Origin of the sequence: Aliidiomarina quisquiliarum, from assembly GCF_023922585.1 — a bacterium.
Taxonomy (GTDB): domain Bacteria; phylum Pseudomonadota; class Gammaproteobacteria; order Enterobacterales; family Alteromonadaceae; genus Aliidiomarina; species Aliidiomarina quisquiliarum.
The window spans coordinates 393,259-409,351 of the sequence record NZ_JAMFTN010000014.1; the positions used below are offsets into that span (position 1 = coordinate 393,259).

Annotated in this window: 15 protein-coding genes; 1 reads left to right on the forward strand and 14 read right to left on the reverse strand. The window is 46.4% G+C overall.

What is annotated here, in order from left to right:
• Positions 1-56: 56 nt before the first annotated feature.
• The 10 genes from M1L23_RS04565 to M1L23_RS04610 all read right to left on the reverse strand — a co-directional run bounded on the left by M1L23_RS04565 (position 57) and on the right by M1L23_RS04610 (position 10,151).
• Complete coding sequence (locus M1L23_RS04565) at positions 57-281, reverse strand: DUF2835 family protein (RefSeq protein WP_252625934.1); 225 nt, start codon at positions 279-281, stop codon at positions 57-59.
• Positions 282-325: 44 nt separating this feature from the next.
• The gene (gene pepN / locus M1L23_RS04570; RefSeq protein WP_252625935.1) at positions 326-2,920 is read right to left on the reverse strand and encodes an aminopeptidase N; all 2,595 of its coding nucleotides are present in this window, start codon (positions 2,918-2,920) and stop codon (positions 326-328) included.
• Positions 2,917-4,392 carry a Na+/H+ antiporter NhaC gene (nhaC, locus tag M1L23_RS04575; RefSeq protein ID WP_252625936.1) on the reverse strand — a complete coding sequence of 492 codons (1,476 nt, stop codon included), beginning with the start codon at positions 4,390-4,392 and terminating at the stop codon, positions 2,917-2,919. Before nhaC ends, pepN begins: the two co-directional genes overlap by 4 nt.
• Positions 4,393-4,416: 24 nt before the next feature.
• Positions 4,417-5,793, reverse strand: a complete 1,377-nt coding sequence (locus M1L23_RS04580; RefSeq protein ID WP_252625937.1) for a sodium-dependent transporter — start codon at positions 5,791-5,793, stop codon at positions 4,417-4,419.
• A 92-nt stretch (positions 5,794-5,885) separates the two neighbouring features.
• Positions 5,886-7,922 (reverse strand): carboxy terminal-processing peptidase, encoded by a 2,037-nt coding sequence (gene prc, locus M1L23_RS04585; RefSeq protein WP_252625938.1) that lies wholly within the window; start codon positions 7,920-7,922, stop codon positions 5,886-5,888.
• An 11-nt stretch (positions 7,923-7,933) separates the two neighbouring features.
• Complete coding sequence (gene proQ, locus M1L23_RS04590; RefSeq protein WP_252626164.1) at positions 7,934-8,581, reverse strand: RNA chaperone ProQ; 648 nt, start codon at positions 8,579-8,581, stop codon at positions 7,934-7,936.
• 70 nt (positions 8,582-8,651) lie between these two features.
• On the reverse strand, positions 8,652-8,945 hold the full coding sequence (locus M1L23_RS04595) for a hypothetical protein (protein WP_252625939.1): 294 nt from the start codon (positions 8,943-8,945) through the stop codon (positions 8,652-8,654).
• Positions 8,935-9,456 (reverse strand): GAF domain-containing protein, encoded by a 522-nt coding sequence (locus tag M1L23_RS04600; RefSeq protein ID WP_252625940.1) that lies wholly within the window; start codon positions 9,454-9,456, stop codon positions 8,935-8,937. Before M1L23_RS04600 ends, M1L23_RS04595 begins: the two co-directional genes overlap by 11 nt.
• A gap of 5 nt (positions 9,457-9,461) precedes the next feature.
• On the reverse strand, positions 9,462-9,782 hold the full coding sequence (locus tag M1L23_RS04605) for a YeaC family protein (RefSeq protein WP_252625941.1): 321 nt from the start codon (positions 9,780-9,782) through the stop codon (positions 9,462-9,464).
• 3 nt (positions 9,783-9,785) lie between these two features.
• Positions 9,786-10,151, reverse strand: a complete 366-nt coding sequence (locus tag M1L23_RS04610) for a hypothetical protein (protein ID WP_252625942.1) — start codon at positions 10,149-10,151, stop codon at positions 9,786-9,788.
• A 242-nt stretch (positions 10,152-10,393) separates the two neighbouring features.
• On the opposite strand from M1L23_RS04610, the gene M1L23_RS04615 reads away from it, so the two are divergent.
• Positions 10,394-11,923, forward strand: coding sequence for an alanine/glycine:cation symporter family protein (locus M1L23_RS04615; protein WP_252625943.1), 1,530 nt, complete (start codon positions 10,394-10,396; stop codon positions 11,921-11,923).
• Between the two features lie 20 nt (positions 11,924-11,943).
• On the opposite strand, the gene tyrA is transcribed toward M1L23_RS04615, so the two are convergent.
• The 4 genes from tyrA to M1L23_RS04635 all read right to left on the reverse strand — a co-directional run bounded on the left by tyrA (position 11,944) and on the right by M1L23_RS04635 (position 15,953).
• On the reverse strand, positions 11,944-13,092 hold the full coding sequence (gene tyrA / locus M1L23_RS04620; protein ID WP_252625944.1) for a bifunctional chorismate mutase/prephenate dehydrogenase: 1,149 nt from the start codon (positions 13,090-13,092) through the stop codon (positions 11,944-11,946).
• Between the two features lie 109 nt (positions 13,093-13,201).
• On the reverse strand, positions 13,202-13,738 hold the full coding sequence (locus tag M1L23_RS04625) for a hypothetical protein (protein ID WP_252625945.1): 537 nt from the start codon (positions 13,736-13,738) through the stop codon (positions 13,202-13,204).
• Positions 13,739-13,919: 181 nt separating this feature from the next.
• Complete coding sequence (locus M1L23_RS04630) at positions 13,920-14,381, reverse strand: methyltransferase family protein (RefSeq protein WP_252625946.1); 462 nt, start codon at positions 14,379-14,381, stop codon at positions 13,920-13,922.
• Between the two features lie 114 nt (positions 14,382-14,495).
• Positions 14,496-15,953 (reverse strand): catalase, encoded by a 1,458-nt coding sequence (locus tag M1L23_RS04635; protein ID WP_252625947.1) that lies wholly within the window; start codon positions 15,951-15,953, stop codon positions 14,496-14,498.
• Between the last annotated feature and the right edge of the window lie 140 nt (positions 15,954-16,093).

The window sequence follows — 16,093 nt, forward strand, 5'->3', positions numbered from 1 at the left end:
TCGTGGCCTAGAGCTATATTGAAAGTGGTAATTTGTTACCTTTAAGTAGCTAAATACTATGCTATTTTTTCCAACGAAATAAATTTATGGTTGGCATCGGTGCGCAAGCGGAATCGACCTCTAATACCATTATGGGTAATGAATGGAACCAAGTGGCGCATGGCCAGTTGAATACGCATGCCATTTTCAGCTGTGGTTACTACGTCGCGTAGGCCACTGCTGTAGAAATTACGTTCAACATCTACAGCCGACATATAAAGGTTTAAATAGTATTCGTGCACGGAATTTCGCCCACAAAATTAAAAACTCATGGTTTTTTTAAGCGCTAGTCTGCAAAACTTTGTTCAATTTTTTCAAATAAATCAGGCGCCAAGTTTGGCATAGCTCGTAGTTCTGTTAATAACTCGCGCAACAGTGCCTGACGCGTGGTGTCTAGCCGCTGCCATTTCAGTAACGGCGACAATAACCGTGAAGCAACTTGCGGGTTAGCGGTATTTAGTCGTTTTATTGCCGCTATTAGCAACCTATAGCCTGCGCCATCGGCGCGGTGTAGCTGGCTGAAATTATGGCTAAAGCTGGCTAGCAAGGCATAAATACGGTTTGGGTTACCCCAATTAAAGGCTGGGTGCGCCATTAGCAGCTGTACGCGCTCTAAGGTGTGCGCGCTTCGTGTAGTTGCTTGTACCGCAAGCCACTTGTCCATTACCAGCGGAGCCTGGCACCAGTCGCTTTCAAAACGCGCTAATAGTTCCTTCGCTAAAGGGTGTTCATTATGCACAGCTGCTTGTAAGGCACCGAATACTAAGGTCATGCTTTGTTTAGCTGCAAACTGCTGTGAAATTGCCTGTGCTACCTGTTCACTGTTGTGCCTGCTCGACAAGAAGTTTATGCAGGTATTGCTGAGCATACGGCCAGCAATATCACTTGCTACATACTGCGCTGAGGTGCGTTGCCACGCCGCAATGAGTTCGTCGTGTAACGCTCTACTTAGCAACGCATGCAGTTCGGTAACAACTCGTTCAATACCTTCTACGGGAATTGAATGAAATTCTGTGGCTAAGCCTTCTTCTGAGGGGGTTTGCAGTAATAGCGCTGTCATTGCTGGGTCGGCGTGGTTGTCGAGCAAGGCCGCTTGCAAAGCTTCAATTAACGCGCTGGGTAGCGCAACCTCGGCATTTTGTTCAATGGCATCCTTTAAGGCCTGCACATACAGCTGTTGTACCGCGTCCCAGCGTAAAAAAGGGTCGGTGGCATAGCGAGTAATAGTAATTAGTTCGCTGCTTTCACGGTGGTCAGTTAACTTTACCGGCGCCGAAAAATTTGCCAATGGAGCAACCACGGGCGCTTCGTTAAAGCCTGTAAAGTCAAAGGTTTGAATAGGCTCTGTGAGCTCTATTAGGCCATTTTCAGCGAGTTCTGGCGGGTGTATAGATTCGCCTGAAGCGGTAATAAATTCGACTTTAATTGGTATATGAAAAGGTGCATTGCTTGGTTTGTCGCTTGCCTGGGCAATGGTAATGCTAAAAGTTTTATTACGACGCTTAAAGCAGCTAGAAATACTAATTTCTGGCGTGCCCGGCTGTGAGTACCAGCGACGGAACTGAATGAGCTCTTTGCCACTAACCTTTTCCATGGCCTGCACAAAGTCTTCACAGGTGGCGGCTTTACCGTCTTGTTGGCTTATATACTCTTGGATACCTGCTTGGAACTGCTCTTCGCCTAGTAGTGTATGTAACATACGCACCACTTCAGCACCCTTATTGTAAATAGTAACCGTATAAAAGTTGTTCATTTCAACAACTTTGTCGGGCCGAATGGCATGAGCCGTTGGCCCGGCGTCTTCTTCAAACTGGTGGGTCCGAATAATACGCACGTCTTGTATACGGTTTACTGCTCGCATGCCCATGTCGGCGCTAAATTCCTGCTCGCGAAAAACCGTTAAGCCTTCTTTTAAGCTAAGCTGAAACCAATCGCGACAGGTAACCCTATTACCGGTCCAGTTATGGAAATATTCATGGCCTATAACCGCTTCAACATTAATAAAGTCTTGGTCGGTGGCTGAGGCTGGGTCAGCTAACACATATTTAGCATTAAATACATTTAAGCCTTTGTTTTCCATGGCGCCCATATTAAAGAAGTCGACGGCTACGATCATATAAATGTCTAGGTCGTAACTTAAACCAAAGCGCTTTTCGTCCCATGCCATGGAATTTTTTAACGACGCCATAGCAAAGCCTGCTTGGCTTAAGTTGCCCTTATCGACAAATAACTGTAGTTGCACCAGCCGCCCTTCTGCGGTGGTGAAACTGTCTTCTAAGCAGTCAAAGTTGCCGGCTACTAAGGCAAATAAATAACAGGGCTTTGGAAATGGGTCGTGCCATTTTGCCCAATGTAAGCCATTTTCCGTTTTCCCTTCAGCTAGTTTATTGCCGTTACTAAGCAGGTATGGGTATTCACCATTATCAGGGGCATAAATGGTGGTGGTATAAACAGCCAGCACGTCGGGGCGGTCTAAAAAGTAAGTAATAAAGCGAAAGCCTTCCGCTTCACATTGGCTACAAAACACACCCGCCGACTTATACAACCCTTCTAAAGCTGTATTTGCTGACGGGTTAATTTTATTTTCAATGGTTAAACTAAATTGTTCTGGCGCATTGTAAATAGTAAGGGCCGTTTCAGACCATTGATAGTCTTGCCCTGCCACTAATGGTGTGTCGTTTAGCACCACACTGACTAGCTCGAATTTCTCGCCATCAAGAACAAGGTCGGCCCCTTCTACTTGCCGCTCTATTTGCATTGTATTCACTACACGAGTATTGGTGTCGTGCAAATAAAACTGCAGATCGACGCTGAGAATATTGAAGCTAGGCGGTTTATAGTCTTTTCTATAGCGCGCTGTGGGTGCTAACTGTAAACTCATGCTTGCTGTGCCTCATTTGCTGGTTCGGGCTGTTCACTTATACGGAGTATTTTAAAATCAGTATAGCCATACAAAATAGCCAGTGCAGGCACTAGTAATAAGAAGAAAGCGTAAGGGGCGTAAGCGAATGGGTACACACCTAATACCGAAAACATAAAGGCACCACAGGTGTTCCAAGGAATAAGTGCCGAAGTTACAGTACCGCTTGATTCTAGCGAGCGAGACAGCACCCGTGGGTCGAGGTCTGATTCTTGGTAGGCTTCGCGGAACATACGACCGGGTAAAACAATAGCCATATATTGGTCGGCTGTTAGTAAGTTGGTACCAAAACCTGTCATAATTGTGGCCAAAATAAGCGAGCCAGTAGACTTTACTAGCTTTAAAATGCCACGAATAAGTTTATGCAGTAACCCAGTGGTTTCCATAACTGCACCGAAGGTCATGGCAGAAATAATAAGCCACACGGTATTCACCATGCTGCTCATACCGCCACCACTTACCAACTGTTCAAGATCTGGGTTTGCAGAGGGAATACTTACGCCTTCAGCTAAGGCGGTCCAAACCACCTCAAATGTACCTACCATGCCATTAATACGGCTGGTGTCGGCTAGTGTTGCAATAAGATCTTGTTGAAAAATAAGCGCCCACACTCCACCAATTAAGGCCCCAGCAAAAATAGATGGCAAAGCAGGCTTCTTAAATATAGCCAACATCAATAATGCCAATAGCGGTAATAATATAAGCGGCCCAATATTAAAAATATTTTTCAGCTCCACTTGCATTTCTACCAGCTTGGTCATGTCAGCTGCGCCGCTATTGCTAAAGCCTAAAATAGTAAACAATAAGATAGAGATAATAAATGCAGGAAAGGCGGTCCAGCTCATATAGCGAATATGGCCAAACAATTCGCTGCCACTAACAGCAGCAGCTAAGTTAGTGGTGTCGGATAGGGGTGACATTTTGTCGCCAAAGTAGGCACCTGAAACTACTGCCCCAGCAGTTATTTCTATGCTTAATTCCATTCCGGTGGCAACGCCAATAAGGGCAACACCAATAGTTGCGGCGGTGGTCCATGAGCTTCCTATAGAAAGCGCCACAACGGCACAAATAATACAACTGGCGGCGTAAAACCAAGAAGGATTGAGTATTTCTAGCCCGTAATAAATCATGGTGGGCACAATACCGGCAAGTAACCAGGTACCAATAAGCGACCCAACCATAAGAATAATAAGCACCGCCCCTAAGGCCACAGAAATACCCTGAATAATTCCTTTTTCTATATCGTCCCATTTATGGCCATTGCGAAATGCAACAACACAGGCAATAGCAGCAGCTATCAGTAACGCAATTTGGTTAGGCCCGTAGGACGAGTCTTCACCAAATAAGTAAACCGAGCTGCCCAACATAGCTACAAGTGCAATTAACGGTAGTAACGCTTGTAGATATGAAGGTGACTTATGTTGTTTCAACATGGTTAAATTTCCACTTTTTATAGTTTAAATAAAGCCTAGTAGCTGCAAGAAAATAGCAATAATTGCTACCGGTGCTAAATAACGCACACATACTTGCCAAACAAAATATGCCAACGGGCTTGTGTTTAATTCTTCCTGTGTGAACTTCTTTTTCATTACCCAACCAGTAAATATAGCGGCTAATAAACCACCTAGAGGGAGCAATATGTTCGAGGCTATGTGGTTAATGGCATCAAAAATAGTGGGCAGTTGTTCGCCAAAAATTACCCAGTCAATTTTTGCCCAGTTGGCCCCAGAAAATGAATATATTGTGCCTAGCCCAACTAGCCATAAGGTAAACCCTGAAACTATGGCTGCTGTCCAACGGGTGGCATTAAACTTGTCTTCCACAAAAGCAACCGAAGCTTCTATCATGGCTATGGCCGAAGTAAAGGCCGCCAGCGACAGCATTAAAAAGAATATAGTGGCCACTAAAGATGTTGCTGGCATGGCTGAAAACGCTATGGGTAAGGTTTGAAAAATAAGCCCTGGGCCTTCTGCCGGCTGCAAGCCGTAACCAAATACAATGGGGAAAATAGCTAAACCAGCGACCACCGCAGCCACGGTGTCGGCTATGCCTATCCATATTGAAGTGGTTATTATCGAGGTTTCTTTTGGTACGTAGGCGCCATATATAATCATTACGCCGGAGGCTAAACTAAGGGTAAAAAACGACTGCCCCAAAGCAAGCAAAATGCCCTGCTTGGTTAGGCTGCCAAAATCAGGCTTAAACAAAAAACTTACTGCGGCATCGAAATCGCCTATTTTGGCTGCATAAATAGCAATAATAATTAGCAACACTAGTAATAATGGTACAAGAAAGGTTACTGAACGTTCTAAGCCGCTTTTAAACCCTTTGCCCACTACTACTACAGTGCCAACAATAATCAGCGTAGTATAAAGCATAAGCTCGCTTGAACTGCTTACCATGCTGCCAAACAGCTTTGATATGCCAGCTTCGTTAATACCCACGAAGGTACCACGGGCTGCTTTCACCATGTACGACAGCGACCAACCAGCAATAACCGCATAAAACGACAAAATCATAAAGCCCGCAAACATGCCTAACCAACCGGTTATTTGCCAGCTTGAATGTACTTGCGACTCTTTGGCTAATTTACGTACCGCGTAACCTGGCGACGCTCGGCCCCGACGCCCCATCAGCACTTCGGCCATAAGCACGGGCACACCAATTAAGAATATAAAGAGCAAATAAACAAGAACAAATGCCCCACCACCATTTTGCCCCACGATATAGGGAAATTTCCAAATATTACCTAGCCCTACGGCCGCAGCCGTAGCTGCAATTACAAACGAGAAGTTACTTGACCAGCGGTTATTAGTTGGAGCTTTAGTTGTCATAGTTATCTTTAATATTTATTGTTGTGTGAATTCACTTTAAGTAAGTAGAGCGCGCTAAGTGTCTTTCGCGCGCCCATACAGGTGTTTTGTTATTATTTTTTTAGTTGCAACAATTGTATGTAGTCGCGGGTTATTTCTAACGTTTCATCTAAATATGGGTCGGCGTCTTGGTAATTTTCAGGTACGTCGTCCCAGCTTTCAACGGCTTCTAAGCCTTCTCTTACTAAACGCTCGTTAGCCCGCTGCAAGCGGCGGGCTTTATTGGCTTCGCTTTCAGCTTCACGTTCGCTACGCACTAAGCTGACATAGTCGCGTTGTTGCAATTCTTTGAAACGCTCTATGTCTTCAAACACATAGGCAAACTCCGGGCTAGCAGCCACACGCTGGTCATGTTTGTTAACCAATAACTGTAAATGCTCGGACGACAGCTGGCCCATGCGAATGTAACCCACAGGATCGATTTGGTCCCACGGCAAGGCATTTTCTGCTTTGCTTTCACCAAATTCTGCCGGATCAATTGCCGTTGGGTAAAGAATGTCTGGAACTACGCCTTTATGCTGGGTACTACCGCCATTAATACGGTAGAACTTAGCGATGGTGTACTGCACACTGCCCATAGGCGACGAATAGAAGTCGAAACGACGTTGTAAACCGCGGTGTTGCTGCACCGTACCTTTACCAAAGGTTTGTTCGCCAACCACCAATGCACGACCGTAGTCTTGCATAGCTGCGGCAAAAATTTCCGAGGCGGAGGCACTAAAACGGTCAACTAAAACCACTAATGGGCCGTTGTACACCAAGCTAGGATCAGGATCGTCGCTAACCGTCACTCGGCCACTACTGTCGCGCACTTGCACCACGGGTCCCGAGGGTATAAACAAACCGCTTAAATGAATGGCTTCGTCGAGAGAGCCACCACCGTTACCGCGTAAGTCGATAATAAGCCCGGTGGCATTTTTCTCAGCAAGTGTGGCTAATAGTTCTCGAACATCGTTACTCAGGTTGTTATAGAAGTTAGGTATTTCAATAACACCAATGTTTTGTTCGTCAATTTGTTGAACCTGTAGTTTGGCTTCGCGATCTTCTAACCGAATTTGTGCCCGAACTATTTCAACGGTTTTCGGTGTGCCAGCCGTTCCCTGGCTTTCAGGTAACACCTGTAACCGCACCACGCTACCTTTCGGCCCGGTTATAAGCTCTACCACGTCGTCTAAACGCCAACCAATTACATCAACAAAGTCTTGATCACCTTGGGCAACGGCAATTATACGGTCGTTCGGGGCTAACTGACCCGAGCGCTCGGCAGGACCACCTGGCACTAAACTGCTAATAACCGTGTAGTCGTATTCGGCTTGTAAAACTGCCCCAATACCTTCTAGCGACAGGTTCATGTTTTGGCGAAAGCGCTCGGCATTCCGGGGCGACAAATAACTGGTATGGGCGTCGACACTACGACCAAAGGCATTCATTAGTGCTTGGAAGGCGTCTTCGTTTTGTGACTGGGTTAACCGTTGCAGTGCCGTTTGGTAACGGCGGGCCAAGTTAGTTTTAATTTCCTCTTCCGTACGCCCTGCTAAAGCAAGGTTTAAAGCGTCGTTGCGTACCCGTTGTGCCCATGCTTGGTCTAGTTCCTCTTTCGACGCCGCCCAGCTAGTTTCAGAACGATCGTAATAAAACCGTTCGCCTGCTTGGTCAAAAGTAAATTCCGTATCGAGTAGCGTTAGCGCATAACTGAAGCGTTCATAGCGGCGCAGTAATTGCTGCTGATAAATTTCAAAGGGAACTGTTAACTCGCCTTTCATTAAGTATTCGTAAAACGAATCACGATGTACGTTAAACCGGTCTAAGTCGCTTTGTAACATAAACATGCGGTTGTAATCGAGGTGCTCTAAATAGCGATCAAAAACCTGCTGACCCAATTCCGCAGTTAATTCTGTGCGCCCATAATGGTAACGCGTAAAATACGCCGCTATACGCTTACTGGCTGTCATTTGTTGCGACTCAGCAGTTAGCGTTGGAATGTCTGCTAACGAATGTAATGGCTCTACCGCATAGCTACTATTAATATAGCCACTTGAAAGAAATACAAAAACAAGTGCTGTAGCTAGTTTTGACCCTAATTTAAACATTAACGCTCCCGTTACACCTCGTGCAGTTCGGAAATGGCCACCTTAATGGTCATACCGCTGTCTAGCTGCACTTGTGCTTCTGTTTTGTCGATAGTCGATACAGTAGCAACCATCGAGTTTTTACCTATTTTCAGCCCAACGCGCTGGCCCACACTTAAGGTGTCAACGTTCACTGTGTTTTTCATGGCGACCACAGGCTCGGCTTTCGGTTTCCGCTGTGGTACGTCAACTTTACGGGCGCTTCTTTTAGGCGGAGCTTTTGCTGCCGCACTCTTCGTTTGTTGCGCTTCGCGCTGCGCTTTTTGAACTTCACGCTGTGCCTCGCGCTTGGCTTTCTGCGCTTGTTGTACTTTGGCCCGTGAAGCGTCTAAGGTTTCTTGCGCATGGCTTTCGTGCTCGGCTTCTATTAAGCCTGCTTCGGCGCCGTCTAAGTCGACTCGAGTTGCGCCCGCTTTTACCACGCGTAAATAGCGCCACGAATTTGTATATTGCCTTAAAGCCGTACGCAAACGCGTTTTACTGACTTTTTCGTCGCCTTCAAGACGTTCTGCTAAGTCTTCGAAAATTCCAATTTTTAACGGTAACGCGTCGCCTGCAATGGTAAAGCAGTTTGGAAAAAGCTCGGCAAGGTAGCCAATAACGGCTTTGCTGTTTGGCAAACGTTTTGCTTCAGAGGCTGCTTGGTCTGCTTGCGTTTGGGCTTGTTCTACTTGTGGTTCTTCATGTTCATTATTCGTCACCGTCTTGCTCCTGCTCTATGCGACGTATCAATTGACGGACGTAGTCGTCCAACTCATCGGTTTCGGCTTCCAGGAGCGCAGGCTCTTGTAACCATTTTTGTGCAATATCTTGTATAAAGCCTTCTGCGCGCTCTTCGGTCCAAAACTCGCTGGCAGACATTTCGTCAACAGCACTAAATAACATGCCGTTAAGCTGGTCGGCCGCATATTCAGCTTCTTCTTCAAACGCTTCCATATCGTGTGCCCCAACTAAATAAGGGCGCACATCGAATTCATTCGGCATGGGGTTTCCAAATACTGTGCCAGTTTAGGCTTTCTAACAGCGGCAGCATAAGTTCAAAGCCTTGTTGGTCTAGTTTACTAAATCGGTTTAGGTTAGGGCTATCAATATCTAACACCGCCACTACTTCACCTTGGTATTTTATTGGTAACACCAATTCCGATTCACTGGCCGAGTCGCAGGCAATATGGCCGGCAAATTCGTGCACGTTTTCTACCCGTTGCACTGCGCCAGTAGCCACTGCAGTACCACATACACCTTGGCCAACAGGAATTCGCACGCACGCAACCTTGCCTTGGAATGGGCCAAGCACCAGTTCGCCGTGTTTCATAATATAGAAACCAAGCCAGTTAATGTTGTCGATGTGCTCAAAAAGTACCGCGCTTATATTTGCTAAATTAGCAATAATATCGGGCTCGCCTGCCGTTAATGCAGTTAATTGGCTGGTTAAAGAATGGTAGTGTTCTAAGGTGCCGGCAGCACCTGTAGTAGTACTTGGAGTGATCTCAAACATACTAATTAATGTTCCAAGTTATCATTGTTAGGGTCATCTATTTTAAACCGCGCAATATCGTTGCCTTCGCGCAGCTGGGCTTTTGCCCGTAGGTCTTCTCGAAGGTCTCGCTTCGACTTCATAACCAGTTCGCCTAGGCTATTTACCGAAAAATGGTCACTTTGGTTTAATCGCTTGGCTTGATAAAGCATAACCAGTTGCATGGCATTTTCTTTTTGTGCATCGGTTAGCTTTTGGCCGTCGGGCCAGCGGCCTGTTTCTACGGCTGACAGCATACGCTGATAAATTTCTGGGGTCATACCCCGTAGTACGTCGTCGTATTGCATGGGCTATCGTTTTCTCTTCAAATTGTAAATGCGTCCGCGGGTAATCATATACCAAGCAAGACCAAGACCCATTATAGAAAAGCCAATAATTTTTAATACGCTAGGGGTAAACATAGTGTCTACTAAAAAGTTCGGCATGGCACCTTCTTCTGCCCAGTCATAAAACGCCGCCGCAATACCGACAACAAATAACAGCATGGCTGTCATTTGCTGACTGGTTAGTTTATTTAACAGCTGCTTTCTTTGTATTTGTGCTTGCCGTGCTAGGCTGTCGGTGTCTTGGCCACTTAACAAAAAACCACAATGATCGCAGGCCCCAGCCTTATCAGAAACTCGTTTGCTACAGCCTGGGCAATTAATAATCGCCATCTATATACCTACTCAATTTATGCATTTACAAAAAGCTAGCTGCCGATAATACCAGTACACAAGGCATTGTTCACCCCTCATCGCACCCTATGTAGCACCATCTACCGCGCAAATAAGGTCATCCATGCCAAATATCGTTTAAAGCGGTTCATTTAAAGCATGAATTATAGCGGTTTAATTCAACTTGTGGCACAGTGACCGCTGTCAATAATAACAAAACAGTAACAACCTAGGGGAACCCAATGGAAAGCTTGGTCAATACTGTGAATAACATTGTCTGGAGCCCAGCACTAGTGGTTTTGTGCTTAGCAGCCGGCTTATTTTATTCCATTCTTACACGTTTCGCGCAAATTCGTCACTTCCGAGAAATGGTGCGCTTACTCTTCAGCCCGAATGAATCTACCAAGGGCATTTCGTCATTTCAGGCTTTAGCTGTCACCCTTTCGGGCCGTGTTGGGGCGGGAAACATTGCCGGTGTGGCCGCTGCAATTGGTTTTGGTGGTCCTGGGGCCATTTTCTGGATGTGGGTTGTAGCCTTTTTAGGCGCAAGCACTGCTTTTGCTGAATCAACTCTTGGCCAAGTATATAAAGTAGACGAAGACGGCCAATACCGTGGTGGCCCGGCTTATTATTTTGAAAAAGCCCTAGGGCAAAAATGGCTTGGCATTTTATTTGCCCTGTCGGCGGTTTTAGCTTGTGGTATTTTCTTGCCTGGTGTGCAAGCCAACGTAGTCGGCAATGCGGTTACCCAAGTATTTGGCGACGGCAACATGGTACAAACCTACTTTGGTGATGTGGGTAAAAACAAAATAATCTCATTGGCGGTTATTTTAATTGTACTTGGCTTCATTATTTTCGGTGGTATTAAGCGTATTGCTCACTTCACCCAAGTGGTGGTGCCCTTTATGGCCTTGGCTTACATTATTATGGCCATGATTATCGTATTCTTGAATATAGACAAAGTACCCGGTGTATTTGCTCTTATTCTAGGCGATGCCTTTACTGCTAAAGCTGGCTTCGGTGCGGCTATTGGTTGGGGGGTTAAACGGGGTATTTATTCCAACGAAGCAGGACAAGGTACCGGCCCACACGCGTCTTCTGCTGCAGAAGTAGACCACCCAGCCCAACAAGGGTTAGTACAGGCGTTTTCGGTGTATGTAGACACCTTGTTCGTATGTACCGCTACCGCGTTAATGATATTAATAACTCAGCAGTACAACGTTATTACCGAAGACTTCGACATGGTTACGGGTGCTGGTGCCGTTATTGTGCAAAACGTACCATTAACAACTGAAGTGGCATCGTCGGCCTTTACCCAACTTGCGCTGTCGAGCATTTTCGGCCACTTAGGCCAAGTGTTCGTGGGCCTTGCTTTGTTCTTCTTCGCCTTTACCACCATTTTGGCTTACTACTATATTGCCGAAACCAACGTAGCCTACTTAGGCCGTTACCTAAACAAGAAAAGCTCAATGCTGTTTTGGGTGAAAGTAGTCATTATGATTATGGTGGGCTACGGCACCGTGAACCAAGCGGGTTATATTTGGAACATGGGCGACATTGGCGTGGGCCTAATGGCTTGGATAAACATACTTGGCATTATTGCCATTTTCTTTGTCGCCAAGCCCGCTATCATGTGTTTGCGTGACTATGAAGCGCAAAAGAAAGCCGGCGGACCTATTCGCTTCGACCCAGTAAAACTAGGCATTCACAACGCCCCCTTCTGGGAAAAGCGCCTTGCCAAACAACAGGCTGAAGACGAGAAAAACTTATAATACACCCCCCAAACGGCAGGCTATGCCTGCCCTGCGGGGGTGTTAGGTAAATGCCGGCTGTCGTTGGCTTGGGCTAGCAAGCTGCGGCTTTCTTTCAGGAAAGTATTGGCATAGTCACCGAAGAATTCACTTACAGTGGCAAATTGCTGCACAAAAGCATTACGGTTACCCTGCTCTAACTGCGCTAATAACTCACCAAATCTTGTGTGGTAGCGACGAATCATAGTCAGGTTTGCTGGCGACGATAAAATAATATCAGCATAAAGGTTCGGATCTTGCGCAAAAAGCCGCCCTACCATTGCCAGTTCTAATCGATAAATCGGTGAGCTTAGGCTTAGTAGTTGTGCTAAGTCGGCTTGCTCAGTACATAAATGACTGCCGTAGGCAAAGCTAGTAAAGTGGCGTAATGCCTGTATTAAGCTCATAGCTTGGTCGTGCTCTACAGCATTCACAGGCTGCAAACGAGCGCCCCATATATGCATTTGTGCCAGCAGCCACTCAAAGGCCTCGCTATTGCGCCCCTCGCTATAAATAATAACCTGCTTCGCCAAGCTGGAAATGTCTGGGCCAAACATAGGGTGCAAGCCTAATACCGGCCCCGTATGCACCGCTAGCATGGCTTCCAATGGTGCTGCTTTAACACTGGTAAGATCGACCAGCAAACAGTTAGCTGGCAATTTGGGCAATTGCTGAATAACCCTAACGGTTTGCTCAATTGGCACGGCGACAATAACTAAGCCAGCGTCGGCAAAATCAGTGGCGGCGTTGGCCCAGTCGTTTTTATCTAAAATACACACTTGGTAGCCCGACAGGGTGAAAAGTTGCACAAATAAGCCACCCAATTTGCCGGCCCCACCCACCACTACAACCTTACCAAGCGCAGGGTTCACGCATTTAAAGCCTACCTCTCTTTCGCACGAGTACGATTCCCGCATTGCGCGGCGTAACACGTCCTCAATTAAGTCGGGGGGCACGCCCAAAGCTTGTGCTTCTGCACGACGTTGCGCCAATATTGAGGCTTCGCGCTCAGGCGCATAAATAGACTCGCCTAAGCGGTTTTTAACTTCACCCACCCTGGCCACTAATTTTAAGCGACGGGCAAATAGCTCTACCAGTTGCTGATCAACATCGTCTATTTGGCCACGTAAAGCTACTAATTCATTTGCCATGGAATTCTCAAAAAATTAAAAAAACACATTATGCCATGCGGTGCATGGACTACATTGGTAATACACTCATTTTATACGTTGCGTTACATCGCGCCATACAGTACATGGCCTAAGAGATACATTTAAAAAGCTCATAGCCTGCTGCGTCATAGTTTGCCGAGTGTTTATTCATAAAGCCATGCAGAAATGGTACTTGGGTTATTTGCACATTGGCTTTACCGCTTAGCTTAGTTATGAGCTCTGCCACTGAAAAGTGCGGCTCTGAAGCAGGGAGTATTAATTCAATTGGGAAGCTGGGAGTTATGTTTGAATAGTGACGTATTTGTGACCCATAAAAGCACCGGGCTGTTGAAATATATTTAAGGTTAGTACATTTAGACAATCGCCAAATGGAAGCGGCGCCAACACTAAAGGCAACTATGCGCACTGGTTCAGTTATTAACTGCAGCTGGTTAAATACCAAATTAGTATAAGCATTTATCCCCACATGCGTCATAAAATACGTATAAGCGGCAGCTTCATTGTCGAAACAGATAAATTCAGCGTTATAGGGATCAATAATTTCAACGTCTACATCAAGCTCAGCCGAAAGCACTTCAAGTGCTTCTGTTCGGCCAAAAATATCGGCAACGATAATGAGTTTCATATTTAATTATCTTATTCATGCATACAGCGGTAATAGGTACAGCTCGTAGATACGGCACTGCCGTACGCCGCATCAATTGTGACGTTAAGCCATGCCTTGGCTACGGGGGTGGTCACATGTTACGCCATGCATTGCATGGCCTACGGGAGGTAATGGATACGTTCCCTTTCGTACGGTGGTATTAAATCCAGCGCCGTACTTTTGTAAAGTAAATTTCATATTCCTTGCCAAATTTACGGCGCATAAAGCGCTCTTCCGGCTGAATTTGAAAACGGCTCATGTACAAAACGTAAAACGGGAGCAGAATAAAAGCAACCGCATTGGCTAACAGCACAGCCAAGCCCAGTAGTAACAATAAAAGCCCCGCATAAATAGGGTTACGGCTGTAGCGGAACAGGCCTTGTGTGACTAAACGCCTGGTTTTTTGTGGTTTACGCGGGTCGAGGGTGGTGCGGGCAGCTATTACTTGCTTGGCCGACAACAACACCACGCCAACGCCTAAAAGCACAAAGGCCGCTGCAACCCACCATTTTCCTGGTAGCGAAAATTGCAACGTGGGCAATAACCATGTACCCAAGCACATGGCCGCTGCCAAAATTAACACCACCAGCACTGGTGGTATTCGAAGTTCTAAAAACGGCATTAAGTTTCCTTGCTGCGGCAACGTGTAGTTGTGCCAAACGCTTGGCAGTGCCTGAGCCTACGGGAGGTAATAAATACATTCCCGTAAGCCAGACAGCCATACGAAGGGTTAAATTTACAGCACGTCGCTCATGGCAATACCAAGGGCTTTGGCAACGCCTTCACCATAAGCCGGGTCGGCTTTGTAGCAATTACCAATATGGCGCACTTTAATTTTCTTTGGTGCGTCGCCCATATTACGCGCGGTGTTGTTGAATAATACCTGCTGTTCGTCGGCAGACAATAAACGGAACAAATTACCCGGCTGCGAATAGTAGTCGGCGTCGTCTTCGCGGTAGTCCCAATGATCAGCGGCACCATTAATTGCTAGTGGTGGTTCGCTAAAGTCGGGCTGCTCTTGCCATTCGCCATAACTATTAGGTTCATAGGCAAGCCTTCCGCCATGGTTGCCGTCAACCCGCATAGCACCGTCGCGGTGGTAGCTGTGTACTGGGCAACGCGGGGCATTCACTGGTATTAGCTGGTGATTTACCCCCAAGCGGTAACGTTGGGCATCGCCATACGAGAACAAGCGGCCTTGCAGCATACGGTCAGGGGAAAACCCTACGCCAGGTACAATGTTGGCTGGGTTAAAAGCTAGTTGCTCAATTTCAGCAAAATAGTTGTCAGCATTTCGGTTCAGTTCAAACTCGCCTACTTCTATTAGTGGGTAGTCTTTTTTCGGCCATATTTTGGTTAAGTCGAAGGGGTGATACGGCACTGTTTCGGCGTCTTTTTCAGGCATGATTTGCACAAACAATGTCCACTTCGGGAAGTCGCCATTTTCGATACTGTCGAACAGATCTCTATGATGGCTTTCACGATCTTTACCAACTAAAGTTTCTGCTTCGGCGTCGGTCAAGTTTTTAATGCCCTGCTGGGTACGGAAATGGAACTTCACCCAATAACGCTCGTTTTTTGCATTAATGAAGCTAAAGGTATGGCTTCCAAAACCGTGCATATGGCGGTAAGTAGCTGGCAGGCCACGGTCGCTCATTAAAATAGTAATTTGGTGCAGTGCTTCAGGTAGTAACGTCCAGTAGTCCCAGTTATTGGTTGGGCTGCGCATGTGTGTGCGTGGATCGCGTTTAACTGCATGGTTTAAGTCGGGGAACTTTAGTGGGTCGCGGTGAAAGAACACTGGAGTGTTATTACCCACTAAATCCCAGTTGCCCTCTTCCGTATAAAACTTTAGCGCAAAACCACGAATATCGCGCTCTGCATCGGCTGCGCCACGTTCTCCAGCCACAGTACTAAAACGGGCAACAAGATCGGTTTTTTTGCCTACTTCAGAAAATATTTTGGCTCGCGTGTACTTGGTAATGTCGTGTGTAACGGTAAAGGTACCATAGGCACCCGAGCCTTTAGCATGCATACGACGCTCGGGAATTACTTCGCGGTCGAAATGCGCCAGTTTTTCTAAAAACCAAACATCTTGCAGTAACTGCGGGCCACGTGGGCCAGCGGTCATTACGTTCTGGTTGTCTGTTACTGGGCACCCGGCTGCCGTGGTTAATTTCTTTTTATCGGTCATGGTTTAGCCTCTTGGTTAATGTCTACATTCATATTAGGCTAAGTGTCTAATGAAACCAACCTTCACAGTTAGATTAAAGCGTTCGGTAAAACCGTTTGTAAGCTAAAAAAAAGCCATGCAATTTGCATGGCCTTGATGGA